This window comes from Actinomadura syzygii, assembly GCF_008085905.1.
GTDB lineage: Bacteria > Actinomycetota > Actinomycetes > Streptosporangiales > Streptosporangiaceae > Spirillospora > Spirillospora syzygii.
Genome location: NZ_VSFF01000007.1, coordinates 214,684 through 238,677 on the forward strand (window position 1 = coordinate 214,684; position 23,994 = coordinate 238,677).

25 protein-coding genes and 1 pseudogene are annotated in these 23,994 nt (G+C 72.9%); 17 read left to right on the forward strand and 9 right to left on the reverse strand.

What is annotated here, in order from left to right; all coding sequences use genetic code 11:
* The first annotated feature begins 101 nt into the window (after window positions 1-101).
* Genes FXF65_RS18860 through FXF65_RS18870 form a run of 3 tightly spaced genes read left to right on the forward strand, consistent with a single transcriptional unit; the run spans window position 102 to window position 2,784 of the window.
* On the forward strand, window positions 102-1,145 hold the full coding sequence (locus FXF65_RS18860) for an ABC transporter substrate-binding protein (protein WP_148351280.1): 1,044 nt from the start codon (window positions 102-104) through the stop codon (window positions 1,143-1,145).
* Window positions 1,142-1,942 (forward strand): ABC transporter ATP-binding protein, encoded by an 801-nt coding sequence (locus tag FXF65_RS18865; RefSeq protein WP_148351281.1) that lies wholly within the window; start codon window positions 1,142-1,144, stop codon window positions 1,940-1,942. The genes FXF65_RS18860 and FXF65_RS18865 overlap by 4 nt, the downstream gene beginning before the upstream one ends.
* The gene (locus FXF65_RS18870; protein ID WP_148351282.1) at window positions 1,939-2,784 is read left to right on the forward strand and encodes an ABC transporter permease; all 846 of its coding nucleotides are present in this window, start codon (window positions 1,939-1,941) and stop codon (window positions 2,782-2,784) included. Before FXF65_RS18865 ends, FXF65_RS18870 begins: the two co-directional genes overlap by 4 nt.
* A 7-nt stretch (window positions 2,785-2,791) precedes the next feature.
* On the opposite strand, the gene FXF65_RS44720 is transcribed toward FXF65_RS18870, so the two are convergent.
* On the reverse strand, window positions 2,792-3,007 hold the full coding sequence (locus FXF65_RS44720; RefSeq protein WP_222868636.1) for a hypothetical protein: 216 nt from the start codon (window positions 3,005-3,007) through the stop codon (window positions 2,792-2,794).
* 112 nt (window positions 3,008-3,119) lie between these two features.
* Window positions 3,120-3,356, reverse strand: a pseudogene (locus tag FXF65_RS44725) (sigma factor-like helix-turn-helix DNA-binding protein); the annotation flags it as partial.
* 169 nt (window positions 3,357-3,525) lie between these two features.
* Here FXF65_RS44725 and FXF65_RS18880 point away from each other — a divergent pair.
* Window positions 3,526-4,992: an MFS transporter gene (locus FXF65_RS18880; RefSeq protein ID WP_148351283.1), complete on the forward strand. Its 1,467-nt coding sequence runs from the start codon at window positions 3,526-3,528 to the stop codon at window positions 4,990-4,992.
* A gap of 46 nt (window positions 4,993-5,038) precedes the next feature.
* Here the strand turns inward: FXF65_RS18880 and FXF65_RS18885 are convergent, their stop codons facing one another.
* The 4 genes from FXF65_RS18885 to FXF65_RS18900 form a co-directional block, all read right to left on the reverse strand.
* The gene (locus FXF65_RS18885; protein WP_148351284.1) at window positions 5,039-5,401 is read right to left on the reverse strand and encodes a hypothetical protein; all 363 of its coding nucleotides are present in this window, start codon (window positions 5,399-5,401) and stop codon (window positions 5,039-5,041) included.
* A gap of 122 nt (window positions 5,402-5,523) precedes the next feature.
* Window positions 5,524-6,285, reverse strand: a complete 762-nt coding sequence (locus tag FXF65_RS18890; RefSeq protein WP_148351285.1) for a nucleotidyl transferase AbiEii/AbiGii toxin family protein — start codon at window positions 6,283-6,285, stop codon at window positions 5,524-5,526.
* Window positions 6,282-6,884: a type IV toxin-antitoxin system AbiEi family antitoxin domain-containing protein gene (locus FXF65_RS18895; protein ID WP_148351286.1), complete on the reverse strand. Its 603-nt coding sequence runs from the start codon at window positions 6,882-6,884 to the stop codon at window positions 6,282-6,284. The genes FXF65_RS18890 and FXF65_RS18895 overlap by 4 nt, the downstream gene beginning before the upstream one ends.
* A gap of 118 nt (window positions 6,885-7,002) precedes the next feature.
* Entirely contained in the window at window positions 7,003-7,920 is a 918-nt protein-coding gene (locus FXF65_RS18900; RefSeq protein ID WP_246198927.1) for a hypothetical protein, read from the reverse strand.
* Between the two features lie 44 nt (window positions 7,921-7,964).
* Between FXF65_RS18900 and FXF65_RS18905 the strand changes: the two genes are divergently transcribed.
* Window positions 7,965-8,801 (forward strand): 2,3,4,5-tetrahydropyridine-2,6-dicarboxylate N-succinyltransferase, encoded by an 837-nt coding sequence (locus FXF65_RS18905; RefSeq protein WP_148351287.1) that lies wholly within the window; start codon window positions 7,965-7,967, stop codon window positions 8,799-8,801.
* Here FXF65_RS18905 and FXF65_RS18910 read toward each other — a convergent pair.
* Window positions 8,791-9,468 (reverse strand): 4'-phosphopantetheinyl transferase family protein, encoded by a 678-nt coding sequence (locus tag FXF65_RS18910; protein ID WP_148351582.1) that lies wholly within the window; start codon window positions 9,466-9,468, stop codon window positions 8,791-8,793. The genes FXF65_RS18905 and FXF65_RS18910 overlap by 11 nt on opposite strands.
* A gap of 29 nt (window positions 9,469-9,497) precedes the next feature.
* On the opposite strand from FXF65_RS18910, the gene dapE reads away from it, so the two are divergent.
* Window positions 9,498-10,574: a succinyl-diaminopimelate desuccinylase gene (gene dapE, locus FXF65_RS18915; RefSeq protein WP_148351288.1), complete on the forward strand. Its 1,077-nt coding sequence runs from the start codon at window positions 9,498-9,500 to the stop codon at window positions 10,572-10,574.
* Between the two features lie 28 nt (window positions 10,575-10,602).
* On the forward strand, window positions 10,603-11,406 hold the full coding sequence (locus FXF65_RS18920; protein ID WP_187412383.1) for an LOG family protein: 804 nt from the start codon (window positions 10,603-10,605) through the stop codon (window positions 11,404-11,406).
* A gap of 66 nt (window positions 11,407-11,472) precedes the next feature.
* Here FXF65_RS18920 and FXF65_RS18925 read toward each other — a convergent pair whose 3' ends face one another.
* Entirely contained in the window at window positions 11,473-12,372 is a 900-nt protein-coding gene (locus tag FXF65_RS18925) for an NAD(P)-dependent oxidoreductase (RefSeq protein ID WP_148351289.1), read from the reverse strand.
* An 83-nt stretch (window positions 12,373-12,455) separates the two neighbouring features.
* Here FXF65_RS18925 and FXF65_RS18930 point away from each other — a divergent pair, with 83 nt between their 5' ends.
* From FXF65_RS18930 to FXF65_RS18975, 10 genes are all read left to right on the forward strand, one after another.
* On the forward strand, window positions 12,456-13,043 hold the full coding sequence (locus FXF65_RS18930) for a TetR/AcrR family transcriptional regulator (RefSeq protein WP_222868637.1): 588 nt from the start codon (window positions 12,456-12,458) through the stop codon (window positions 13,041-13,043).
* Window positions 13,044-13,182: 139 nt separating this feature from the next.
* Complete coding sequence (locus tag FXF65_RS18935; protein ID WP_148351290.1) at window positions 13,183-15,723, forward strand: sensor histidine kinase; 2,541 nt, start codon at window positions 13,183-13,185, stop codon at window positions 15,721-15,723.
* On the forward strand, window positions 15,720-16,415 hold the full coding sequence (locus FXF65_RS18940; protein ID WP_148351291.1) for a response regulator: 696 nt from the start codon (window positions 15,720-15,722) through the stop codon (window positions 16,413-16,415). The genes FXF65_RS18935 and FXF65_RS18940 overlap by 4 nt, the downstream gene beginning before the upstream one ends.
* Window positions 16,416-16,484: 69 nt before the next feature.
* Entirely contained in the window at window positions 16,485-17,549 is a 1,065-nt protein-coding gene (locus tag FXF65_RS18945; RefSeq protein WP_187412384.1) for a S1C family serine protease, read from the forward strand.
* An 88-nt stretch (window positions 17,550-17,637) separates the two neighbouring features.
* Window positions 17,638-18,300, forward strand: a complete 663-nt coding sequence (locus FXF65_RS18950; protein WP_148351292.1) for a TetR/AcrR family transcriptional regulator — start codon at window positions 17,638-17,640, stop codon at window positions 18,298-18,300.
* Between the two features lie 2 nt (window positions 18,301-18,302).
* Window positions 18,303-19,211, forward strand: a complete 909-nt coding sequence (locus tag FXF65_RS18955) for an ABC transporter ATP-binding protein (RefSeq protein WP_148351293.1) — start codon at window positions 18,303-18,305, stop codon at window positions 19,209-19,211.
* Entirely contained in the window at window positions 19,208-20,809 is a 1,602-nt protein-coding gene (locus FXF65_RS18960) for an ABC transporter permease (RefSeq protein ID WP_148351294.1), read from the forward strand. The genes FXF65_RS18955 and FXF65_RS18960 overlap by 4 nt, the downstream gene beginning before the upstream one ends.
* Window positions 20,810-20,875: 66 nt before the next feature.
* A complete protein-coding gene (locus tag FXF65_RS18965; RefSeq protein ID WP_148351295.1) occupies window positions 20,876-21,478 on the forward strand; it encodes an LOG family protein in 603 nt (200 codons plus the stop codon).
* 44 nt (window positions 21,479-21,522) lie between these two features.
* On the forward strand, window positions 21,523-22,374 hold the full coding sequence (locus tag FXF65_RS18970; RefSeq protein WP_148351296.1) for an inositol monophosphatase family protein: 852 nt from the start codon (window positions 21,523-21,525) through the stop codon (window positions 22,372-22,374).
* The gene (locus FXF65_RS18975; RefSeq protein ID WP_148351297.1) at window positions 22,371-23,189 is read left to right on the forward strand and encodes an HAD hydrolase family protein; all 819 of its coding nucleotides are present in this window, start codon (window positions 22,371-22,373) and stop codon (window positions 23,187-23,189) included. Before FXF65_RS18970 ends, FXF65_RS18975 begins: the two co-directional genes overlap by 4 nt.
* 12 nt (window positions 23,190-23,201) lie before the next feature.
* On the opposite strand, the gene FXF65_RS18980 is transcribed toward FXF65_RS18975, so the two are convergent.
* Window positions 23,202-23,939 (reverse strand): GntR family transcriptional regulator, encoded by a 738-nt coding sequence (locus FXF65_RS18980; protein ID WP_246198929.1) that lies wholly within the window; start codon window positions 23,937-23,939, stop codon window positions 23,202-23,204.
* Window positions 23,940-23,994 lie beyond the last annotated feature (55 nt).

A 23,994-nucleotide genomic window follows, 5' to 3' on the forward strand; every position in this document is an offset into this window, starting at 1 on the left:
ACCGCTGCGCCTCAGCGAATCACGGCGTCCAGCCATAGTCAACTATTCCTACTGTTAAAGTAGGAAATCCCCCGAAACCCCAGCCACCGAAGGAGACCACGGTGAGCACACCCGCCCCCACGGGCCTGACCCGACGACGACTCATCTCCGCGCTCACGATCGCGGCGGCCGCCGGTCCCGCCGCGGCGGCCTGCGGGACCGCGGCGGGCGGCGCGCGGCGCACCGCCACCCTGCGCTACCAGGGCTGGACCGGGCAGGTCATCCTGCCGGAGCTCGCCGCCGACCTCGGCCACCTCGGCGACGTGAAGCTGAAGTGGGTCGGCAACACGATCAGCGGGCCGCAGGACGTCCAGTCCGCGGCGACCGGGCAGGTCGACTTCGGCGGCGCGTTCAACGGCGCGATCGTCAAGCTCCAGGAGGCGGGCGCGCCGATCACGTCCGTCATCGGCTACTACGGCACCGACGACAGGTACTACAACGGGTTCTTCGTCCTGAACGGCAGCCCGATCAAGAGCCCGCGCGACCTCATCGGCAAGAAGATCGGGATGAACACGCTGGGCGGGCACTCGCAGGCCGTCCTCGACCTCTACCTGCGGCGCAACGGGCTCACCTCGGCGGACATCGCGAAGGTCGAGCCGCTCGCCCTCCCGCCGGTCACCACCGAGCAGTCGCTGCGCCGGGGGCAGATCGACGTCGCCGCGCTCAGCGGGATCTTCCAGGACAAGGCGGTCGCCACGGGCGGCATCCGCCCGCTGTTCAAGGACCACGACTTCCTCGGCTCGTTCACCGCCGGGTCCTACGTCTTCCGCGACGACTTCATCAAGCGGAACCCCGACACCGTGCGGGCGTTCACGGCGGGCATCGCCAGGACCATCGAGTGGTCGCGGGGCCGGCCGCGCGCCGAGATCATCGCCCGGCTCACCAGGATCCTCCAGGCGCGCGGGCGGAACGAGAACGCCGACGCGCTCAAGTACTGGAAGTCCTGGGGCGTCGCGGAGAAGGGCGGCGTGCTGACCGACCGGGAGTTCGACACCTGGCGGACCTGGCTGGAGGACGTCGGCCAGATCCCGAAGGGCCGGATCAAGGCCGCCGACCTCTACACCAACAGGTTCAACCCGTACCGGCAGGGAGGAAGCGGACGATGACGGCGAAGATCAGCGTCTCCGGACTCGGGAAGACGTTCCCCGTCCGGGGCGGCGACGAGGTCACGGCCCTCCACGACGTCTCCCTGGACGTCGCGGAGGGCGAGTTCCTGGTGGTGGTCGGGCCGTCCGGCTGCGGCAAGTCCACGTTGCTCGACCTGATCGGCGGGCTGGCGGCGCCGACGTCCGGGCGCGTCCTGATCGACGGCGCGGAGGTGACCGGACCGGCGCTGGACCGCGGCATCGTGTTCCAGCAGTACGCCCTGCTGCCCTGGCGGACGGCGCTGCGCAACGTCGAGTTCGGCCTGGAGGCCAAGGGCCTCGGCCGCCGCGAGCGCGTCGAGACCGCCCGGCGCCACCTGGACCTGGTGGGCCTGTCGGGGTTCGCGGACCGCTACCCGCACGAGCTGTCCGGCGGCATGAAGCAGCGGGTCGCGATCGCCCGCAGCCTCGCCTACGACCCGGACGTCCTGCTCATGGACGAGCCGTTCGCCGCCCTCGACGCGCAGACCCGCGACTCCCTCCAGGAGGAGTTGCTGCGCATCTGGTCGAAGACCGGCAAGACCGTCGTGTTCATCACCCACGGCATCGACGAGGCCGTTTACCTGGGCGGGCGCGTCGCCGTCATGACCGCGCGGCCCGGCACCGTGAAGGAGGTCGTGGACATCGACCTCGGCCCCCGCGACGCCGACCGCGACCCGCGCTCCACTCCCGAGTTCGCCGCGCACCGGCACCGGGTCTGGTCCCTGCTGCGCGACGAGGTGCGCGCCGTCGCCGTCCAGAAGGGCGGGACGTCATGACGAGCACCGCTGAGGCCCCGGTCGCCGTCGAGGTCGGGCGGACGGCGGCCCCGCCGTCCGCGAAGGCGTCCCGGCGGGGGCTGGCGAAGGCGGGCGTGCTGCTGCGGCGGACCGTCGCGCTCGCCGCGTTCCTCGCCGTCTGGGAGCTGGCCCCGCGCGCGGGCCTGGTCGACCGGATCTTCCTGCCGCCGGTGTCGGAGATCGTCCCGGCGCTGTGGGACCTGGCCGGAAGCGGACGGCTGTGGCAGGACGCGGAGGCGAGCCTCGTCCGCTCGCTGTCCGGATTCGGCCTGTCGATCGTCGTCGCGGTGCCGCTCGGCCTGCTGATCGGCTGGTACCGGCCGGTCGCGGAGCTGCTGAACCCGCTGCTCGAACTGTTCCGCAACACCGCCGCGATCGCGCTGCTGCCGGTGTTCGTGCTGATCCTCGGCATCGGCGAGACGTCGAAGGTCGCGATCGTCCTGTACGCCTGCACGTGGCCGATCCTGCTCAACACGATCAGCGCGGTCGGCACCGTGGACCCGACGCTGGTGAAGTCGGCGCGGTCGCTCGGGCTGTCCGCGCCGCGGATCTTCCAGAAGGTGATCCTGCCCGCCGCGGTGCCGGCGGTGTTCACCGGGATCCGGCTGGCCGGGGCCACCGCCGTGCTGGTCGTGATCGTCGCGGAGATGGTCGGGGCCAAGGAGGGGCTCGGGTTCCTGATCAACTCGTCCCAGCAGAACTTCGCGATCGACGACATGTACGCGGGCATCATCGCGATCTCCGCGCTCGGGCTGCTGTTCAACCACCTGCTCGTGCTGGTCGAGCGGAGGTTCACCCGGTGGCGCGCCCCGGTGCGGTGACCTCCGCTCAGTCGTCGTCGACGTGGGCGAGCTTGTCCGGGTTGGTGACGGTGTAGACGCCGCGGACGAGGTCGCCCTCCGGCGCCAGGTCGAGGACCATCACGGCGAACGGGGCGTCCGCGTCGAACAGCACGGCCGACGGGTCGCCGTTGACCGTCCGGTACCTGATGTCCAGGTTCGCGGGCGCGCGGCGGCCCGTCGATGACACGATCGTCCGGGCCACCCTGCCGCTGCACCTTCGGGTCGGCCTGGTAGCGGGGCCGCCGCGCGTGCACGTGCTCGCGCGCCCGGTGCGCGAGCTGCCGCACCGCGGACGGGTTCCGGTCCAGGATCGGGGCGATCTCGGTGTGCGCGTAGCCGAACACCTCGTGCAGGACGAACACCGCCCGCTCCAGCGGCGTCAGCGTCTCCAGCACGACGAGCAGCGCCATCGAGACGGCCTCGGTCCGCTCGGCGGGATCGCTCGCGTCCGGCGGCCCGACGAGCGGCTCCGGCAGCCACGACCCGACGTAGGTCTCGCGGCGGTGGTTCGGCTCGGCCTGCCGGGCGAGGGCCGTCGCGGTCTCGGGCATGGCTCGACCTCCTCGCGCGCTCCTCCCTCAGAGGGACGCGGGACCCCCGAACGTGACATCCCGGCCGCGATTGTGATGTGAGCCTCATCCGGCCTCGCGGCTGTCACATACCGCCCCGCCGATCCGCTCATGGGACGCGACAGTTTCGGAATTCGGAGGTCATCGACCCATGACGGACACACGGCCGTCCTTCCTCGCGACCGGACGCGGCAAGCTCACCCTCACGCTGCTGTGCGCGATCGCGTTCCTGGACTTCATCGACGCCTCGATCGTCAACGTTGCGCTGCCCGCCATCCGCGCGGACCTGGACTTCTCCGTCCAGGACCTCCAGTGGGTGCCGAGCGGCTACCTGCTCACCTACGGCGGGCTCATGCTGCTCGGCGGCAGGCTCGCCGACCTGCTCGGCCGCCGCCGCGTCGTGGTGGCCGGGACGGTGCTGTTCTCGCTGTCGTCCCTCGCCGGGGGCCTCGCGGTGAACTCGGGCATGCTCGTCGGGGCGCGGCTCGCGCAGGGCGTCGGCGCCGCGATCATGCTGCCCGGCACCCTGTCCATCCTGACGACGACCTTCAAGGAGGGCGGCGACCGGGCCAAGGCGCTCGGCGTGTGGGGCGGCGTCGCGGGCGGCGCGAGCGCCGCCGGGGTCCTGCTCGGCGGGCTGCTGACCGACAGCCTCGGCTGGCGCTGGGTGATGCTGGTGAACGCGCCGGTCTGCGTCCTGGTGATCGTCGGCCTGTTCCTGCTGGTGGACGGCGACCGCCGCGCGGCCCGGCTCGCGAGCTTCGACGCCGGCGGGACCGTCCTCGTCACCGGCGGGATGCTGCTGCTCGTCTTCACGCTGGTCAAGGCCCCGGAAGTCGGCTGGGACGCGGCCCGCACCATCGGCGGGCTCGCCGGGACGGCCGCCCTGCTCGCCGCGTTCGCGGTGAACGAGCAGCGGCACCGCAGCCCGCTGCTGCCGCTGTCGATCTTCCGCGTCCGCGGGCTCGCCGTCACCGACGTCGCCTACCTCGTCGCGGTCGCCGGGGTGGCGTCGCTGTTCTTCTTCCTCAGCCTCTACATGGAGAACGTGCTGCACTACTCGCCGATGAAGACGGGCTCGGCTTATCTGCCGCTGTGCTTCGGCGTCGGCGTGGCCGCGTCCATGACCCCGAAACTGGTGGCGCGCGTCGGAACACGCCCGCTGATCGTCGCGAGCCTTCTCGTCACCGGGGCCGGGATCTTCTGGCTCTCCCGCATCCCGGTGGACGGCGCCTACCTGCCCGACCTCCTGCCGGGCCTGCTCGTCACCTCCCTCGGACTCGGCGTGGCGTTCGTCTCCATCACGACCGCCGCGAACGCGAACGTCCCGGCGGACAAGGCGGGCCTCGCCGCCGCCCTCCTCAACGCCTCGCAGCAGATCGGCGGCGCCCTCGGCCTGGCGATCTTCTCGGCGGTGGCCACGTCCCGGACGTCCCACGCCCTGGCCACCGGAAAGCCGGTCCCAGAGGCCCTGACCTCGGGCTTCGCCCGCGCCCTCCTGGTATGCGCGATCTTCGTGGCGGCCGCCGCCCTCGTCTCCGTCCGCGCCGCCCACACCCGAGGCGAAGCGACCGACGCGCACCCGGAACCCGTCCCCGAACCAATCCCGGCCAAGTAACGCCCCGCCCCCGGCCGCACCACACGCGGCCGGGGGCGGCTCATGCTCAGACGGCGACGGAGACGCTCAGCCCCGGCTTGGGCAGATAGCGCAGCGTTTCCTTGGACGAGACCGAGCCGAGGAACTCACCGGTGCAGTCCTTCTCCGAGTAGACCCACATGACGACCGGAAGCAGCCTTCCGACCGTGTTGGAGACCGAGCGGAGCGGCACCGGCGAGTTCTGGCAAGGAGTCCAGTCGAAGTCGGCCTCCACCCCTTTGAAGTCGCCTTCACTCCACCCGCACAGCCAGCGATAGTCCGTCTGGCAGGTATCCGGAGGACCGGCGGCCGCCGCAGCGGCGGCAGGCACCACGGCCAGCGCCGCGACAACGGAAGCGGTAAACGAGATGTGACCAAGCGTTCGCCACATGGGAGCACTCCTTTCCTGAGTGCCCCCCATCGACCCACGAAGCGCATTAATGATCAACAAGCAATAATTCAATCCCCACACCCGGACGCCTCACCCAGCGGCGGCCCTCGTAGCGGACTTCGTCAGGTTTCCGTTTCCGTGGTTAGGGCTTGTGCCCAAAACTTGCGCAGCAGATCGAGTGCGGTGGTGAGGTCGGGATCGGCGAGGGTCAGATCTTCGGCGAGCATCGGGTAGTCCTTCGCCCAGACGGGTGGCGGATCGAGAATGGCCGTCGGCACTGGGTGGGTGGCGCGGACGGCGAACACGTGATTCACCACGTCCAGTAAGGGTTTGTCCGCAGTGAGACCGTCCTCGATGAGCAGGACTATGTCAACGAGGTCTTTTACCCGAGTGTTCGGGCGGGAGCCGTAGTCGCGGGTGAGCGCGTGCAGTTTCTCTGCGAAGTGCTGGCGTTCGACGACGACGGCGAACGATTTGCCGGCGAGCCTGCTGTCGACGGAGAAGCGCCAGCCGGGACGTCCCGCCGCATCGGGTTCCAGGGGCGTCGGAGGCTTCACGGAGTACGCGAAGCCGTCGCCGTCGACGTCCAGAGCGAGCGTTTCGATCAGCTCCTCGCGCAGCGCCTCGCCGTCGTACGTCGGGCCGTCCGGCAGCGCAAGGTCGAGGTCTTTGGTGGCGCGTGCCCGGCCGCCCAGACGGAACTCAAGGGAAGTTCCACCCTTGAGGATCCACCGACGCTCTGCTGCCGACAGCCGGGCGGCGATCCGGTCGAACACCGCGACGCGGCGCAGGCGGCCGAGGTCCGTGCCCGTCTCGTCCGCCCGCTGCTTCAGTCGGGCCTCCAGCGCGCGGCGAAGGTCCACCGCGTTCGCGTACCGCCTCATGCGCGTTCTGTGTGGAGGGCTCGCTCCACTGCGAGTTCCGCGCGTGTGCCCAGGTGTTGCGCGGCCCGGATGAGTTGCCCCTTGGTCGCGGTTCCCCGGGCGAGCAGTTCGGCGACGGCCGAGTCGATCGCGTCCTGGTCAAGCCGGTCGGCGGCGGACTCCGCGATGGCGCGGACGGGAGTGGTCACCCGGAACCCTTCATGTTCTTCGATCTCGTCAGGGGAAAGCTCGGCGTGGTGGACGACGACCGCCGGGTCTCGTCGTCGGAACCCCGGCGGTACCGTCAGATGGATCTCGGCGGGGTTGGCGGTGCCGAGGTCGTGTACGCCGAGTGCCGTGCCGTGCGACACCACCGCCAGGTCCCGGCTCCACAGCGTCCAGCGGACGAGGTGATCGTTCTCGCCGGTCGGCAGGTCGTCGAACTCGCGAAAGCGGTAGACGCCGCGGTCGACGCGGATCCAGTTGCCGCGTCGCACGTGGAAGTGCTGCGCCTGGTAGGAGTAGCCGTCCTCCAGGGCTTGCGCGGCGGTGAAGTATCCGCGCTGACGGGCCGCCCGGCGCCACAGCCGGGCGCGTGGCTCCTCGTCCCGCTGCCGCATGCGGGGACACTACCGCCGCCCTACCTACAAGTCACTTTTAGTTTTGTGCATGCTGGGTGCTTCAAACTAAAAGTCACTTGAAGGTTGTGGTCTCGCGGACGTCGCCACAGCAGGGGCGTTACTGGATGATTACGGCGGTGGTGGGGGCTGGTTTGTCGGCCGTCCAGCCGTCGTGGCCTGCGTCGGCGCGCCAGTGGCGGCCTGCGTAGCGGATTTCGGTCAGGCCGTAGACCTGGGCGTGGGTTACGGCCCAGGCGGCCACCGCCCAGCCTGCTCGGGCGTTCGTGACCCTCACCGCGTTCCAGGCGCTGGGGCGTGACGGGGCGTTGTAGGCGAGCGGGCTCGGGCCGGTGACCTGGAGGCGGCCGCCGAAGGCGCGGCGCATCTCGCGGACGGCCTCGGGGCGGCGGGACGCGGTCCGCTTGTCGGGCGGGAACCAGCAGCGGGCGGTGCCCGGCTCGCGGCCGGTGAAGGCGCGTGCGAGGAGGACGCCGTCGTCCTCGTGCTGGGCGTAGGCGCGGCCGTCCGCGCTGCGCTGCACCCGCTGGGCGGCGTCGTGGAGGTCGCGGTCGAGGTAGTCCTTCACCTTGACCAGGGCGTCGAAGAACTTGCTGGTGGCCTGGACGGGGTCGCGCAGCTTGTCCGGCGAGCCCCAGCCCTGCGAGGGGCGCTGCTGGAACATTCCGACGGAGTCGCGGTCGCCGCCCGCCAGGTTGCGGATGTGCGACTCCTGGATCGCGGTCGCGTAGGCGATCACCGCGGCCCGCTCGGGCAGCTGCTTGCGGAACGCGACGGCCGCGATCGTGGCGGCGTTCGCGCCCTGCTCCAGGTCGAGCGGCATCTTGCCGGTGCTCGTGTTCACCTCGCAGCCCGAGCCGTGCAGGTAGGGACGGGCCTTCTGGAACAGCACGTAGGCGCCGACGCCGAGCAGCAGCACGACGACCGACACGCCCGCCGCCCAGTGCCGCCCCCGGCGGCCCCGCCCGCCGCCGCCCCCCGTCTCGGGGCGCGCCCGCAACCTCGCCCAAACAGCCACGCGAAGACGGTACCGGCAGACGGCCCCCACTAAGCTCAAGGACCATGACCGAAACGTTCACCAGCCCGATCTCCGGCGGCATCGACGAGTTGTGGGAGCGGCGCGCCGAGCTCACGCCCGACGACGCCGACGCTCGGGCCGCCATCGTCGCCGCCGTCGACCAGCTCGACACGGGCGAGGCCCGCGTCGCCCGCATCGACCCCGGCACCGACGAGGTGATCGTCGACGAGCGGGCCAAGCGGGCGATCCTGCTGAGCTTCAAGGTCCTCGGCATGGTGCGCTCGCAGGTCGGAGACTTCCGGTACCACGACCGGATCCCGCTGAAGAGCACGCTGGACGGCGTCCGCGTCGTCCCGGGCGCGATCGCCCGCTGGGGCGCCTACCTCGCGCCCGGCGTCGTGCTGATGCCGTCGTTCACCAACATCGGCGCCTACGTCGACTCGGGGACGATGGTCGACACGTGGGCGACCGTGGGCTCGTGCGCGCAGGTCGGCAAGAACGTCCACCTGTCCGGCGGGGTGGGCATCGGCGGGGTGCTGGAGCCGCCGAACGCCAAGCCGGTGATCATCGAGGACGACGCCATGATCGGCAGCCGCTCCATGATCGTGGAGGGCGCGCGGGTGGGGCGCGGCGCGGTCATCGGCTCCGGGACGAACCTGTCCGCGTCCATGCCGGTCATCGACGTCGAGACGGGCGAGGAGGTCGCGCGCGGCCGCGTCCCCGACTGGTGCGTCGCGGTCGGCGGCACCCGCACCAAGGAGTTCAAGGGCGGCACGTTCGGCCTGCCCGCCGTGCTGATCCTCAAGCGCCTCGAAGAGGGCCAGCGCCACGACAAGGCGTCCCTCAACGAGATCCTGCGCGACCACGGCATCAACACGTGACCTCGGTGATTTTCAGGGGGCGGGCGGTGCGGACGGCGGCTGCGGCGGCGTAGCCGGGGCCGGGGGTCAGGTCGGCGAGGCGGACCGGGGAGACGGCCGCCTCGCCCGTCCAGGAGACGACCTCGGCGGGCTCGTCCGGGGCGGAGACGTGGATGTCCGACATCGGCGCCGCGAGGCCGTGGCCGGTGGATTTCAGCAGGGCCTCCTTGCGGCTCCAGTAGGCGTGGAAGCCGCGGACCTTGTCGTCCATGGCGGCGAGGGCCGCGCGCTCGGCCTCGGTGAGGACCATGTCGGCGAGCCGGTCGAGGTCGCGGTCGCGCTCCTGCTCCACGTCCACGCCGACTTCCGCGCCTTCGGCGAGGACGAGCACGACCCGGTCGCCCGAGTGGGAGAGTGAGAAGTCGACCCCGGAGTCGGGCAGGCGCGGCTTGCCGTGGGGGCCGCCGCAGTGCGGGCAGTCGGTCGTGAAGCGGATGCTCTTCGGGTCGAGGCCGACCGCCTCGGCGAGGGCGGTTCGGGCGAGGAAGCGGCCGGTGACGAAGCGGGCCTTGTCCTCGGCGCGGCGGAACCGCTCGTAGCGGTCGCGCTCGGCTTCGTCCAGCAGGTCGCGCATGTCGGGATCGTCGGCGGGCAGCGCCCACCGGACGGCGCACTCCAGCACAGGCATGTCCACGATCGCAATGGTAGGACTTGAACATGGGCCTTGATCTGTTCTCGCACGTGACGGACCTGACCGCCGCCGTCGTGGACGTCGAGTCGGTGAGCGGCGGGGAGCGGGCCCTCGCTGACGCCGTCGAGGAGGCGCTGCGGGCCGTGCCGCACCTGGAGGTGGTCCGCGACGGGAACAGCGTCGTCGCCCGCACCGGGCTCGGACGCGCCGAGCGGGTCGTCCTCGCCGGGCACCTCGACACCGTCCCGCTGAACGGCAACCTGCCGTCGCGGGTCGAGGGCGACCGCCTCTACGGCTGCGGGACGACCGACATGAAGAGCGGCGTCGCGGTCGCGCTGCGGCTGGCCGCGACCGTCCCGGAGCCGACCCGCGACGTCACCTACGTCTTCTACGACTGCGAGGAGATCGAGGCGGAGCGGAACGGGCTGCGCAAGCTGGCCGTCAACCGTCCTGATCTGCTTACCGGCGACTTCGCCGTGCTGATGGAGCCGACGGGCGGGCTGATCGAGGGCGGCTGCCAGGGCACCCTGCGCGCGGAGGTCACGGCGGAGGGGGAGCGGGCGCACAGCGCGCGCGCTTGGATGGGGTCCAACGCGATCCACTCGGCCGGACGGATCCTGGACGTTCTGCGCGCGTACGAGCCGTCCCGTCCGATGGTGGACGGCTTGGAGTACCACGAGGGCCTCAACGCGGTGTTCATCAGCGGCGGCGTCGCGGGCAACGTCATCCCGGACGAGTGCGTCGTCACGGTCAACTACCGGTTCGCGCCCGACAAGTCCGTCGCCGACGCGGAGGAGTACGTCCGGGGAATCTTCGCCGGCTTCCCGGTGAAGATCACCGACAGCGCGGCGGCGGCTCGACCTGGGCTGACGCACCCGGCGGCGGCCGCGTTCGTGGCGGCCAGCGGGGCGGGCGTCCGCGCCAAGCTCGGCTGGACGGACGTCGCCCGCTTCGCGGAATTGGGCGTTCCGGCCGTCAACTACGGGCCCGGCGAGCCCACGCTCGCCCACACGAGGGACGAGTACGTCGAGATCCCGCTGATCGCCGACTGCGAGCGGCGCATGCGGACCTGGCTCGAAGGCCCCGTCACAGTGGCCCCATAACGGTCGGGGCGCGCACTAACGTGGGCCCATGACATCGGAATCCACCTCCCACTCGCGCCGGCAGGGCCCGGCGATGCTGCGGGGACGGGCCGTCCCCCCGACCACCACCGACCAGCGCCTCCTCGACGGGCGCGGCCCGGCCGACTGGGTGCACGCCGACCCGTGGCGGGTGCTGCGGATCCAGGCGGAGTTCGTGGAGGGTTTCGGGCTCCTCGCCGAGCTGCCGAAGGCGGTCAGCGTGTTCGGCAGCGCCCGCACCAAGCCGGACAGCGCCGAGTACAAGCTCGGCGTCGAGATCGGCGCGCGGCTGCACGAGGCGGGCTACGCGGTGATCACCGGCGGCGGTCCGGGGATCATGGAGGCGGCGAACAAGGGCTGCGACGAGAGCGGCGGCCTGTCGGTCGGGCTCGGCATCGAGCTGCCGTTCGAGCAGCGGCTCAACGACTACCTCGACATCGGGCTCGAGTTCCGGTACTTCTTCGTCCGCAAGACGATGTTCGTCAAGTACTCGCAGGCGTTCGTGGTGCTGCCCGGGGGGTTCGGGACGCTGGACGAGCTGTTCGAGGCGATCACCCTCGTCCAGACCAAGAAGATCACCCGGTTCCCGATCGTCCTGGTCGGCACCGAGTTCTGGGGCGGGCTGCTCGAGTGGGTCGAGAAGACCATGCTGCCCAGCGGCAAGATCTCGCCGAACGACATGGACCTCATCCACCTCACCGACGACCCGGACGAGGTCGTCCAGATCATCATCGACGGTCACACCCGCGCGGAGCAGGAGATCATCGAGCGGCGGTCCGTGGAGGCGGAGGCGCGGGAGGCCGGGACCGACTGATCCCGTTTCAGGCCGCCTCTGGGCGGTAGTGGCGGCCGCCCGTCCGTGACCGGCGCCGGGCCGGGGTCAGCCGCCGTCGGTGCGGGACTCGATCGCGTGCAGGACGGCCGCCATGTCGGCGTCGCCGTGGCCGAGCGCGAGGGTCTCGCCGTAGAGGGCGTGGCAGACGTCCAGCAGCGGCGAGGCGACGCCGGACGCGCGGGCCGCCTCCGCGACCAGGCGGTTGTTGTCCAGCACGTTGACGATCGACGCCTGGACGCCGAAGTCGCGGTCGGCGAGCTTGCCCGCCTTCGCGCGGGACACGGTGCTCGCCATCGGACCGGCGTCGAGCACGTCCCGGAGGCGGCGCTCGTCCAGGCCGTGCCGGGCGGCGAAGTGGAACGCCTCCACCAGCCCGGTCACCATCGTGATCAGGTACAGGTTGACCGACAGCTTCATGAGCAGGGCGTTCGGGACCGTCCCGCACTCGAACGTCTCGTGGCACATCGGGGCGAGCAGCGGGCGGACGGCGGCCACCGCCGCCGGGTCGCCCGCGAGCAGCGCCACCAGCCGTCCGGCCTCGGCGGGGCCGCGCGAGCCGGACACCGGGGCCTCGGCGTAGCGGCCCCCGGCGGCGCGCACGTCGGCTTCGAGGCCGCGCGAGTAGCCGGGCGACGTCGTTCCCATGTGGACGATCACGCGCCCGGCGACGTTCGCGGCGAAGGCGGCCGTGCCGCGCCCGAGGACGGCGTCGATCGCGGGGCCGTCCGCCAGCATGAGGAGCACGACGCGCGACCGGCGGCACACGTCGGCGGGGCTCGCCGCGACGTCCGCCCCGGCGGCGCGGAGCGGCTCGCAGCGCGCGGCCGTGCGGTTCCAGACGACGAGCCCGGGGTGGGCGCGGGCGAGGTTGAGGGCCATGGGCTGCCCCATGACGCCGAGTCCGATGAAACCGAGTCCGAGGGAACCAGGGTCCGATCGCACCATCGCCTCCGGCCGGGGGTCGCGGCTTGCGGGTTATGACAACGGTCATGATAATGGCCCAGGTGAAAGCCGCAAGAGGGGAATCGATGTCCTCCGAGTACGGGCCGCGGGAGCGGATGGTGTTCAGCGCGGCGCAGCTCATCCGCCGCGACGGGGTCACCGCGACGGGCCTGCGCGACGTCGCCGAGCACGCCGGGGCGCCGCGCGGCTCGCTCCAGCACTACTTCCCCGGCGGCAAGGAGCAGCTCGTCAACGAGGCCGTCGAGTGGGCCGGGCGCTACGCGAGCAAGCGCGTCGCGAAGTTCATGGCGGGGATGTCGCGCCCGACTCCGGGACGCCTGTTCGAGGCCATGGTCCGCCAGTGGACGGACGAGTTCCGCACGGCGGGCTTCGCGAAGGGCTGCCCGGTCGCGGCGGCGACGGTCGACTGCGCCGACTCGACCGGCCCGACGCGGGACGCGGCCGCCGCCGCGTTCGCGAGCTGGCGGCGCCCGGTCGCGCGGGAGCTGGCCGGGATGGGCGTCCCGGACGGGCGCGCGGACGCCCTCGCCACGCTGATGATCGGCGCGCTGGAGGGCGCGATCCTGATGGCGCGGGCGGAGCGGAGCGTCCGGCCGCTGCGGGCCGTCGCCCGCGAGCTGGCCCCCTACCTGGACTCCCGCGTCGAGACCTGATGCTCCGCCGCACGCGTATGGAAGGCGTGAAGATCGCGTGCGCGGGCGTAAGGAACCCGTCAAGAAGGGCAGGGGACGGCCGGAACGGGTGTTTTATGCAGGTGTGAACGGTGCCGCCCGGACTGGGAGGATGGGCGCCATGGCGAGGGGGCAGCTCCGCATCTACCTCGGCGCCGCGCCGGGGGTGGGGAAGACCTACGCCATGCTGTCGGAGGCGCGGCGCAGGCTGGAGCGCGGCACGGACGTCGTCGTCGGCTACGTCGAGACGCACGGCCGCGCCCGCACCGCCGCGCTCCTCGACGGGCTTGAGGTCCTCCCGCGCGCCACGCGGACCCATCGCGGCGCGGAGTTCACCGAGCTGGACGTCGAGGCCGTGCTGCGCCGCGCGCCCGACGTCGTCCTGGTGGACGAGCTGGCGCACACGAACGTCCCCGGCGGCAAGCACGCCAAGCGGTGGCGGGACGTCGAGGAGATCCTGGACGCGGGCATCGACGTGATCTCGACGGTGAACGTCCAGCACCTGGAGTCGGTCAACGACGTCGTGGAGAACATCACGGGCGTGCCGCAGCGGGAGACCGTCCCGGACGAGGTGGTCCGCAGCGCCGGGCAGGTCGAGCTGATCGACATGGCGCCGGAGGCGCTGCGCCGCCGGATGGCGCACGGCAACATCTACACGCCGGAGAAGGTCGACGCCGCCCTGTCCAACTACTTCCGCATAGGGAACCTGACCGCGCTGCGCGAGCTGGCCCTGCTGTGGCTCGCGGGCAAGGTGGACGACCAGCTCGACCGCTACCGCAGCGAGCACGGCATCGGCGGCACCTGGGAGGCGCGGGAGCGGATCGTCGTCGCGCTGACCGGCGGCCCGGAGGGCGAGACGCTGCTGCGCCGCGCGACCCGGATCGCCGCCCGCTCCAAGGGCGCCGACCTGCTCGCCGTGCACGTCACCCGCGGCGACGCGCTGCGCGGCGCGCGGCCCCGCGACCTCGCCCGGCAGCGGGAGATCGTGGAGGGCCTCGGCGGGACGTTCCACCAGGTCGTCGGCGACGACATCCCGCGCGCCCTGCTGGAGTTCGCGGGTGCCGTGAACGCGACGCAGCTCGTCCTCGGGGTGTCCCGGCGGGGACGGCTCGCGCAGCTGCTGCGGCCCGGGATCGGGGTGACGACGACCGCCCGGTCCGGCGGCATCGACGTGCACATGGTCACCCACGACCAGGCGCATCGCGGCGTCGCGCGCCCGGTGCGCGACCAGGGGCTGTCGCTCAACCGCCGGCTCGGCGGGTTCCTGCTCGCCGCGGGCGGGCTGCCGCTGCTGACGTTCGGGCTGGTGAGCGCGCGTCCGACGCTGTCGCTGCCGTCCGACATCCTGTTCTTCCTCGCCGCCGTCGTCGGGATCGCGCTGGTCGGCGGGATGTGGCCCGCGCTGTTCACGGCGGTCGCCGGGTTCCTGCTGCTCAACTGGTACTTCACGCCGCCGATCAACCGGTTCACCGTCGCCGAGCAGGAGAACCTCGTCGCGCTCGCGGTGTTCGTGCTGGTCGGCATAGGCGTCAGCGTCGTCGTGGACGACGCCGCCCGGCGCTCGCGGGAGGCGGCGAAGCTCGGCGGCGAGGCGGGCCTGCTGTCCGCGCTCGCCGGGAACGTGCTGCGCGGCGAGCGCGCCCTCGACACCCTCCTCGGCCGGATGCGGGAGACGTTCGGACTGACGTCGGTCACGCTGCTGGAGCGTCCCGTCCCGGCGACGCCGGACAGCCACGACGACCCGGCCGACTGGCGGATCGTCGCGACCGTCGGCGGGCGGCCGTGCACCGCGCCCGGCGAGGGCGACACCGAGATCCCCGCCGGGGACGGCCTCACCCTCGCGATCCGGGGCCGTCCGCTCCCGGCGGGGGACCGGCGGGTGCTGGAGGCGTTCGCCGTGCAGGCGGCGGGCGCGCTGCGGCAGCAGCGGCTGGAGGCGGAGGCCGAGCGGGCCCGCCCGCTGGAGGCCGCCGACCGGATGCGGACCGCCCTGCTCAACGCGGTCAGCCACGACCTGCGCACGCCGCTGGCCTCGGCGAAGGCGGCGGTCGACAGCCTCGGCACGACGTCCGTCGACTGGACGCCGGAGGAGCGCGCCGAACTGCTCGACACCGCCCGCCAGTCCCTCGACCGGCTCGACCGGCTGGTTGCCAACCTGCTCGACATGAGCCGGTTGCAGGCCGGGGTCCTCGGCATCGCGGCGCGGCCGCTGGCGCTGGACGAGGTCGTCCCGCGTGCGCTGGACGACGTGGGGGAGGGGGAGCGGGTGAGCGTCCGGCTGGATCCCGAGCTGCCCGAGGTGGCGGCCGACCCGGCGCTGCTGGAGCGCGTCCTCGTCAACCTGATCGGGAACGCGGTGCGGCACAGCCCGTCCGGCGAGCCCGTCCTCCTCACGGCGGGCGCCATCCAGGACAGGGTGGAGCTGCGGATCGCCGACCGCGGGCCGGGCGTCCGGCCCGCCGACCGGGAGCGGATCTTCCAGCCGTTCCAGCGGCTGGACGACCGCGACAACCACACCGGTGTCGGGCTCGGCCTCGCGCTCGCCCGCGGGCTGACCGAGGCGATGGGCGGCGAGCTCGTCCCCGAGGACACGCCGGGCGGCGGCCTCACCATGATCGTCGCCCTGCCCGTCCATTCGCCCGAGCACGGGCGGACGGCATGAGCCGGGTCCTGGTGGTGGACGACGAGCCGCAGCTCCTGCGGGCGCTGCGGATCAACCTGCGCGCCCGCGGCTACGACGTGGACGTCGCCGCCGACGGCACCGCCGCGCTCCGCCAGGCCGGGGCGACGCCGCCGGACCTCGTCGTCCTCGACCTCGGGCTGCCGGACATCCCGGGCGTGGACGTCATCCACGGGCTGCGCGGCTGGACGCGCGTCCCGATCATCGTCCTGTCCGGGCGGGCGGGCAGCCAGGACAAGGTGGAGGCGCTGGAGGCGGGCGCCGACGACTACGTGACGAAGCCGTTCGACATCGAGGAGCTGGTCGCCCGGATCCGCGCGGTGGCACGGCGCGTGTCGGTGGCGGGCGAGGTCGCGCGGGCGGACGTCGGCGAGCACGTCGTCGACCTGGTGGGCAAGACGGTGTCCGGCGGCGTCCGGCTGACGCCGACCGAGTGGCGGCTGCTGGAGATCCTCGTCCGCAACCCGGGGAAGCTGATCAGCCAGCGGCAGCTCCTCACCAGCGTGTGGGGGCCGTCCTACCAGCGCGAGACCCACTACCTGCGGCAGTACATGGCGCAGCTCCGCCGGAAGCTGGAGAAGGACCCGGCGCATCCCCGGCACCTGCTCACCGAGCCCGGAATGGGCTACCGCTTCCAACCCTGGACAGCTCTGGACAGCTCTGAACAGCCCTGAACAGCTCTGACGTGCCTTCATGCCTGATCTCCGTGAGGAGGGAAGGAATCCGTCCTGGAGGTGGGGGGAGTGGACAGGAACACCAGGCTCAGGACGGGGGCGGTGGCGGCGGCCGGGGTGCTGGCGCTCGCCGGGTGCAGCTCGGACGGCGGCGAGGCCGAGTCGACGGTCGCCCGGACGTCCGCGCCGGTCGGCGACTCGGGGACGCAGTTGCAGCAGCAGTACGAGCAGGTCGTGGACGCCGTCCTGCCGTCCGTCGTGAAGATCCAGACGGACCAGGGCGAGGGCTCGGGGGTCGTCTTCGACGGGAACGGCAACATCGTCACGAACGCGCACGTGGTGGCGGGGGCGAAGCGGATCCAGGTGACGGCCGCGAGCGGCGGGGCCACCCTGAGCGCCCAGCCGGTCGGCGCGTTCGCCGCCGACGACCTCGCCGTGGTCAGGGTAAAGGGCGGGACGCTCAAGCCCGCGTCGTGGGGCGAGTCGGGGAAGGCGGAGGTCGGGCAGATCGTCCTCGCGATGGGCAACCCGCTGGGGCTCTCCGGGAGCGTGACGAACGGGATCGTCTCCGCGCTGCACCGGACGGTCTCGACCAAGGGCGAGGGCGCGTTCCAGGGCTCGACGATCGCGGACGCCATCCAGACCAGCGCGGCGATCAACCCGGGCAACAGCGGCGGCGCGCTCGTCTCGCTGTCCGGGCAGGTGATCGGGGTGCCGACCGCCGCCGCGTCGGACCCGGCGATCGGCGGCGCGGCGGCCGGGATCGGCTTCGCGACGCCGAGCGACACGGTGAAGCGGATCGTCCCGCAGCTGATCCAGAGCGGCAAGGTCTCGAACTCGGGGCGGGCGGCGCTCGGCGTGACGGTGCGGACGCTCGTCGACCCGGAGAGCGGGCGGCGGACGGCGGTCGCCGTCGTGCAGGTCCAGCGCAACAGCGGCGCGGCCAAGGCGGGCATCGCGGAGGGCGACCTGATCCTCTCGGTGAACGGGACGGCGACCCCCGACCAGACGGCGCTGTCGTCGGTGCTCGCGGGCCTCAAGCCGGGCGACACGGTGAAGGTCGAGGTCCAGAAGTCGGACGGGTCGAAGCAGCAGGTCCAGGTCAAGCTGGGCCAACTCCCCGGCGGCTCCTGACCTCTCCCGAACCGCTGGACGCCGGTGCCTGTACGTCAGTACAGTGTACGTGTGTACAGTCCGCTGAACGCTCGTACAGGGGTCTCGGATGCCGGGGAGTGACCGCGCCGAGGACCTGACCGGCCGCGCCCGCATCCGCGACGCGGCCCTCGCCCAGTTCGCCGAGCTGGGCGAGAAGGGCGCGACGATCCGCGGCATCGCGAAGGCCGCCGGGGTGTCGCCCGCGCTCGTCCAGCACCACTACGGGACGAAGGAGGCGCTGCGGCACACCTGCGACGAGTACGTCATCCAGGTCATCCGCGAGACGAAGGAGGAGGTGCTCGCGGGCGGGATGGGCGACTCGGGGTTCCTTGCCGTCGCCATGCGGACGGCGCTGCCCGTCCAGCGCTACCTGGCCCGCGTGCTCGCCGACGACTCCCCGGCGGCGCGCACCCTGTTCGACGACGCCGTCGCCTACAGCGAGGACATCCTCGCGCGCGGCGCGCCCGGGATCGCCGCGCCGCGCACCGACGACCCGCACGCCTACGCGTCCGTGATGACCGCGATGAGCTTCGGCCTGATCGTCCTGCACGAGCACCTGTCGCGCGCCCTCGGCGGCGACGTCCTGATGGGCGACGGCTATCCGCGGATGGCGCTCGCGATGCTGGACGTCCTCGACGACCGGCTGCTCTCCCCGGAGCTGTCGGCGCAGGCCCGCGACGCCCTGAAAGCCCTCCGCGCCGCCGGAGGGCGGCCCCCTGCCGAGGAGTGACGGTGACCGAGACGAAGCCCCCCGTCCAGATATCCGGCCTGGTCAAGACATTCGGCCGGACGCGCGCCCTCGACGGCCTGGACCTCACCGTCCGGTCCGGGGAGGTGCACGGCTTCCTCGGTCCGAACGGGGCCGGGAAGTCGACCGCGATCAGAGTCCTGCTCGGCCTGCTCCGCGCCGACGCGGGCACGGCCCGGCTGCTCGGCGGCGACCCGTGGCGGGACGCGACCGAGCTGCACCGGCGGCTCGCCTACGTCCCGGGCGACGTGACGCTGTGGCCGAACCTGTCCGGCGGCGAGGTCATCGACCTGCTCGGCCGGATGCGCGGCGGGACGAACCCGCACCGCCGCGCCGAGCTGCTCGACCGCTTCGAGTTGGACCCGCGCAAGAAGGGCCGCGCCTACTCCAAGGGCAACCGGCAGAAGGTCGGGCTGATCGCCGCGCTGGCGTCCGACGCCGAGCTGCTCCTGCTGGACGAGCCGACCTCCGGCCTCGATCCGCTGATGGAGGAGGTCTTCCAGGAGTGCGTCCGGGAGGAGCGCGAGGCGGGCCGGACGGTGCTGCTGTCGAGCCACATCCTGTCCGAGGTCGAGGCGCTCTGCGACCGGGTGACGATCATCCGGAACGGCGTCGCGGTGGAGACCGGCACGCTGGACGATCTGCGCCACCTCAGCCGCACCTCGATCCGCGCGGAGCTGGCCGGGCCGCCGGACGGGCTGCCGCTGCCCGGCGCGCACGACGTCCGGATCGACGGCACGACGATCACCTTCGAGGTTGACAATCCCCGGCTGGACGACGTCCTGCGGCAGCTCGCCGAGGTGGGCGTGCGCAGCCTGACGAGCCGTCCGCCGACGCTGGAAGAGCTGTTCCTGCGGCATTACAAGGACGAGTTGCAGGAGGCCGCCAAATGAGCGGGCTCGTCGGGACGGGCGGGCTGATCAGGCTGATCCTGCGGCGGGACCGGTTCCTGCTTCCCGGCTGGGTCGTCGTGATCGCGCTGATCCCGGTCAACTTCGTCGCGGCGACCGACAAGCTCTACCCGGACGCCGTCGACCGGCTCCACTACGCGCGGACGACCGGCACGAACCCCACCTTCCTCGCCCTTTACGGGCGGCTGTTCAGCACCGACCTCGGCGGCATCGTCGCGCAGCGCTCCGGGTTCATCCCGGTCGTGGTCGGGCTGATCAGCGCGCTGACGGTCGTCCGGCACACCCGGGCCGAGGAGGAGGCCGGACGCCGCGAGCTGCTCGGCGCGACCGTGACCGGGCGAGGCGCCGGGCTCGCCGCCGCGCTGATCGTGACGATGGCGGCGAACCTCGTCCTCGCCGCGCTGCTCACCGCCGGGACGACCGCCCAGGGCCTCCCGTTCGCCGGGTCACTCGCCTTCGGCCTGCAGCTCGCGGCGGGCGGCTGCGTGTTCGCGGCGGTCGCGGGCGTCACGGCGCAGCTCGGCGAGAGCGCGGGCGCGGCGCGCGGCGCGGCGATCGCCGCGCTCGGCGGCGCGTTCGCGGTGCGGATGGCCGCCGACGTCGGCGGCGCGGGCAACTCCCTGTCCTGGCTCGGCTGGCTGTCCCCGTTCGGCTGGACCAACCGGGCACGCGCCTACGGCGGCGAGCGCTGGTGGACGTTCGCCCTGGTCGTCGCCCTGATCACCGTCCTGGTCGCGGCGGCCGGGGCGCTGTCGGCGCGGCGGGACGTGGGCGCGGGCATCCTGCCGCCCCGACTCGGCCCGGCCGAGGCCCCGGCCCGGCTGTCCGGCGCGTTCGGGCTCGGCTGGCGGCTGCAGAGCCGCGCGCTGTACGGGTGGCTCGCGGGGTTCCTCGCGCTGGGCGTCGTCTTCGGCGCCCTCGCCGGGGGCGTGGAGGACATGGTCAAGGACAACCCCGACCTCAAGGAGATATTCACCCGGCTCGGCGGCCAGTCCGCCATCACCGACGCCTACTTCGCCTCCGTGCTGAGCATCGTCGGGCTGATCGTCGCCGCGTACTCGGTGACGGCCGCGCTCCGGCTGCGCACGGAGGAGGCGGCGCAGCGCGCCGAGCCGCTGCTCGCCACCGCGACCGGACGGCTCAGATGGGCGTCGGGGCACCTGGTCTTCGCGGCGCTCGGGCCCGCCGCCGCGCTCGCCGTGGCGGGCGCCGCCGCCGGGATCACGCACGGCCTGAACAGCGGCGACGTCGGCGGCCAGCTCCCGCGCGTGCTCGGCGCCGCGATGGCGCAGCTGCCCGCCGTGTGGCTGGCCGGGGCGATCGCGGTCGCGCTGTTCGGGGCCGTCCCGCGGCTCGCGCCCGCCGCCTGGGCGGCGGTCGGGCTGTTCACGCTGATCACGATGTTCGGGGCGGGGCTCGACCTCAGCCGATGGGCGCTGGACGTGTCGCCGTTCACGCACGTCCCGAAGCTCGGGCAGGACTTCACGATCGCGCCGCTCGCGTGGCTGACGGCGATCGCCGCCGCGCTGTCCGCCGTGGGGCTGGCCGGCCTGCGCCGCCGCGACCTGGCCGGGCACTGACGCCAGGCACTGACACGGGGCACTGACGCCGGGAGGGTGCGTTCACCGGGTCGTAGAATCGGCCCGGTGAACGCACCGAAACCCCTCGCCGTCTGCGTCTTCTGCTCCTCCAGCGGGACGATCGACCGCCGCCACGTCGACCTCGCCGCCGAGGCCGGGGCCGAGCTGGCCCGCCGCGGGCACAGCCTGGTCAGCGGCGGCGCCCAGGTGTCGTGCATGGGTGCCGTCGCCCGCGCGGCGCGGGAGGGCGGGGCCCGCACCGTCGGCGTGATCCCGGAGGGCCTCGTCGCCGTCGAGATCTCCGACGAGGACAACGACGAGCTGATCGTCACCCCCGACATGCGCGCCCGCAAGGGCGAGATGGACCGCCGCAGCGACGCGTTCCTCATCCTCCCCGGCGGCATCGGCACGCTGGAGGAGCTGTTCGAGGTGTGGACGGCCCGCGTCCTCGCCATGCACGAGAAGCCCGTCGTGATCCTCGACCCGACCGGCGTGTACGACCCGCTCCGCGAGCTGATGCGCGGCCTCACCGAGCAGCACTTCGCCCGTCCGAAGATCTGGGACGCCATCGGCTGGACATCGTCCGTTCCGGAGGCGTTCGACCTGCTGGAGCGGTCCCAGCCGAGGATCGAGTTCTCCCCGGGCGACTACGCCGAAGCGGAACTCTGACCCGGGCCCCGCCCGAGGCCCGCCAACGTGACCGAAGGAGACGAATGAACGCCGACGTGCCCGCCTCGCGGGAACTCGCCGGGATCGCCGAGCTCGCCGCCCGCACCGCCGGCGGCCCGCTGCGGACCGCGTTCCGGTCCCGCCCGGAGGTCGACGTCAAGCGCGACTTCCACGACCCGGTCACCGAGCACGACCGGGCGGCGGAGGAGACCATCCGCGCGGTGCTCGCCGAGCACACGCCCGGCAGCGTCGTCGTGGGCGAGGAGGGCGGCGCTCGCGGCGGCCGGGGGGCGAACGGGCACCCGGACGTCCGCTGGTACGTCGACCCGATCGACGGCACCGCCAACTTCGCCGTCGGGCTGCCGTTCTTCTGCGTCTCGATCGCCGCCGTCGCGGACGGCGAGCTGGTCGCCGGAGTCGTCTACGACCCGGTCAGGGACGACATGTTCACCGCCTCCCTGGACGGCGCGACCTGCAACGGCGAGCCGATCCAGAGCCGGGGCGCGACCGGCGACGCGACCGCCGTCGCCGCGTCGTCCTACCCCAGCGCGGCCGACCTGAGCGGCGGCGACCGCGACGAGACGCTCCGCCGCTTCGGCCGGATGGTGGACGCGTTCGCCACCCTCCGCAGGCCCGGCAGCGCCGCGCTCACCCTCGCCCACGTGGCCGCCGGATGGACGGACGTGGCGTTCGACCCGTCCATCAACGCCTGGGACGTCGCCGCCGCGCTCCTCCTCGTCCGGCAGGCGGGCGGCACCTACCTGCCGCTCGGCGGGCGGGACGGCGACCCCGACTGGGACGCCCCCGGCTACCTGGCCTGCGTCGCCGGGTTCGACCTCGCGGGGTCGGTGATGACCGAGGTCGCCGGGCTGACCGCGATGGGCGCGGGCAGGTGACCCGCGCCGTCGACTGGATCGTCACCGACCTCGACGGCACGCTCGTCGAGCGCGACGGGACGATCGTGGCGGCGAGCCACGCCGCGCTGCGCCGGTTCATGGACGCGGGCGGCACGGTCGTCATCGCCACCGGACGCGGCGAGGAGTCCGCGCTGCCGTACTACCGGGCGCTCGGCCCCGGCACCCCGTCGATCCTCTACAACGGCGCCCGCGTCGTGGACCTCGGCACCGGGGACGTCCTGCACCGGCGGACCCTCGGCGCGGCGGCGTGGGCGAAGCTGGCGGACGGGTTCGGCGACCTGCCCGGCGGCGTCTGGCCTGTCCCGTTCAGCGGCGGCCGCGCCTACGCCCGCCCGGCGGACGTGGCGGCGGCGCCCGCGCTGCGCGACTACGCCCGCCGCGACGGCCTCGGCCTGCTGCCCGTCGGGTCCTGGGACGAGCTGCCGCCCGCCGACGTCATCAAGGTCATGCTGATCTGCGACGGCCCCGGGCTGATGGACGCGGCCGAACGCGCCGTGACCCGGACGGTCTCCGGCGTCACGCTCGTCCACTCCGAGGCCAACTACCTGGAGGTCCTCCCGGAGGGCTCGTCCAAGGGCGCGGCGCTGCGGGAGCTGGCCGCCGCGCGCGGCGTGCCGCTGGACCGGGTCGCGGCGATCGGCGACAACCCCAACGACCTGGACATGATCCGCGCGGCCGGGCTCGGCGCGGCGGTCGGCGACGCGGCGGAGGCGGTGAGGGCCGCCGCCGACGTCGTGGTCGGGACGTGCGCGGACGGCGGCGTCGCCGACCTCGTCGCCCGCGTCCTGCCCTAGCCGCCGCCGGGTTCAGCGCTCGACGAGGGTGAGCGCGAACGAGTAGCGGCTCGCGCGGTAGACGTGCGTGCCGTACTCGATCGCGGCGCCCTTGTCGTCGTAGGCGGTGCGGGTCATGGTCAGCAGCGGGACGCCGCGCCGCTCGTCCAGCAGCCGCGCCTCGGCGGCCGTCGCGCCGCGCGCCCCGATCGTCTGGTTGGCGATGCGCAGGTTGACGCCCGTGCCGCGGAGCAGCTCGTAGAGGCCGTGCTCGGTGAGGTCGTCCGCGGTGAGCGCGATCAGGTCGCGCGGCAGGTAGTTGGTGAGCAGCGCGAGCGGCTCGTCGCCGGTGCGGCGGAGCCGCCGGATCCGGACCACCTCGGCGCCCGCCGGGACCCCGAGCTCCTTCGCGACCCGCTCGTCGGCCGTCGCCGGGCCGAGTTCGAGGACGGACGTGCGCGGCTCCCGCCCGGCGGCGAGGAGGTCGTCGTGCAGGCTGGTCAGCTCGATCGGGCGGCGGATCTCCGACTGCACCACCTGCGTGCCGACGCCGCGCTTGCGGACCAGGAGCCCGCGGTCCACGAGATGCTGGATCGCCTGCCGTACCGTGGGGCGCGACAGCCCGCAGCGGTCCGCCAGCTCGACCTCGTTCTCCAGCCGGGTGCCGGGGGTCAGCTCGCCCGCCCGGATCGCCGCCTCCAACTGCTGGGCGAGCTGGTAGTACAGCGGCACGGGGCTGGTCCGGTCCACGGCCACCCGGGGTCGGTACACGCGGCGGCCTCCTCTCGTCCGGGACGATCGTACCGCCGTCCGTGTGCTTAACTTA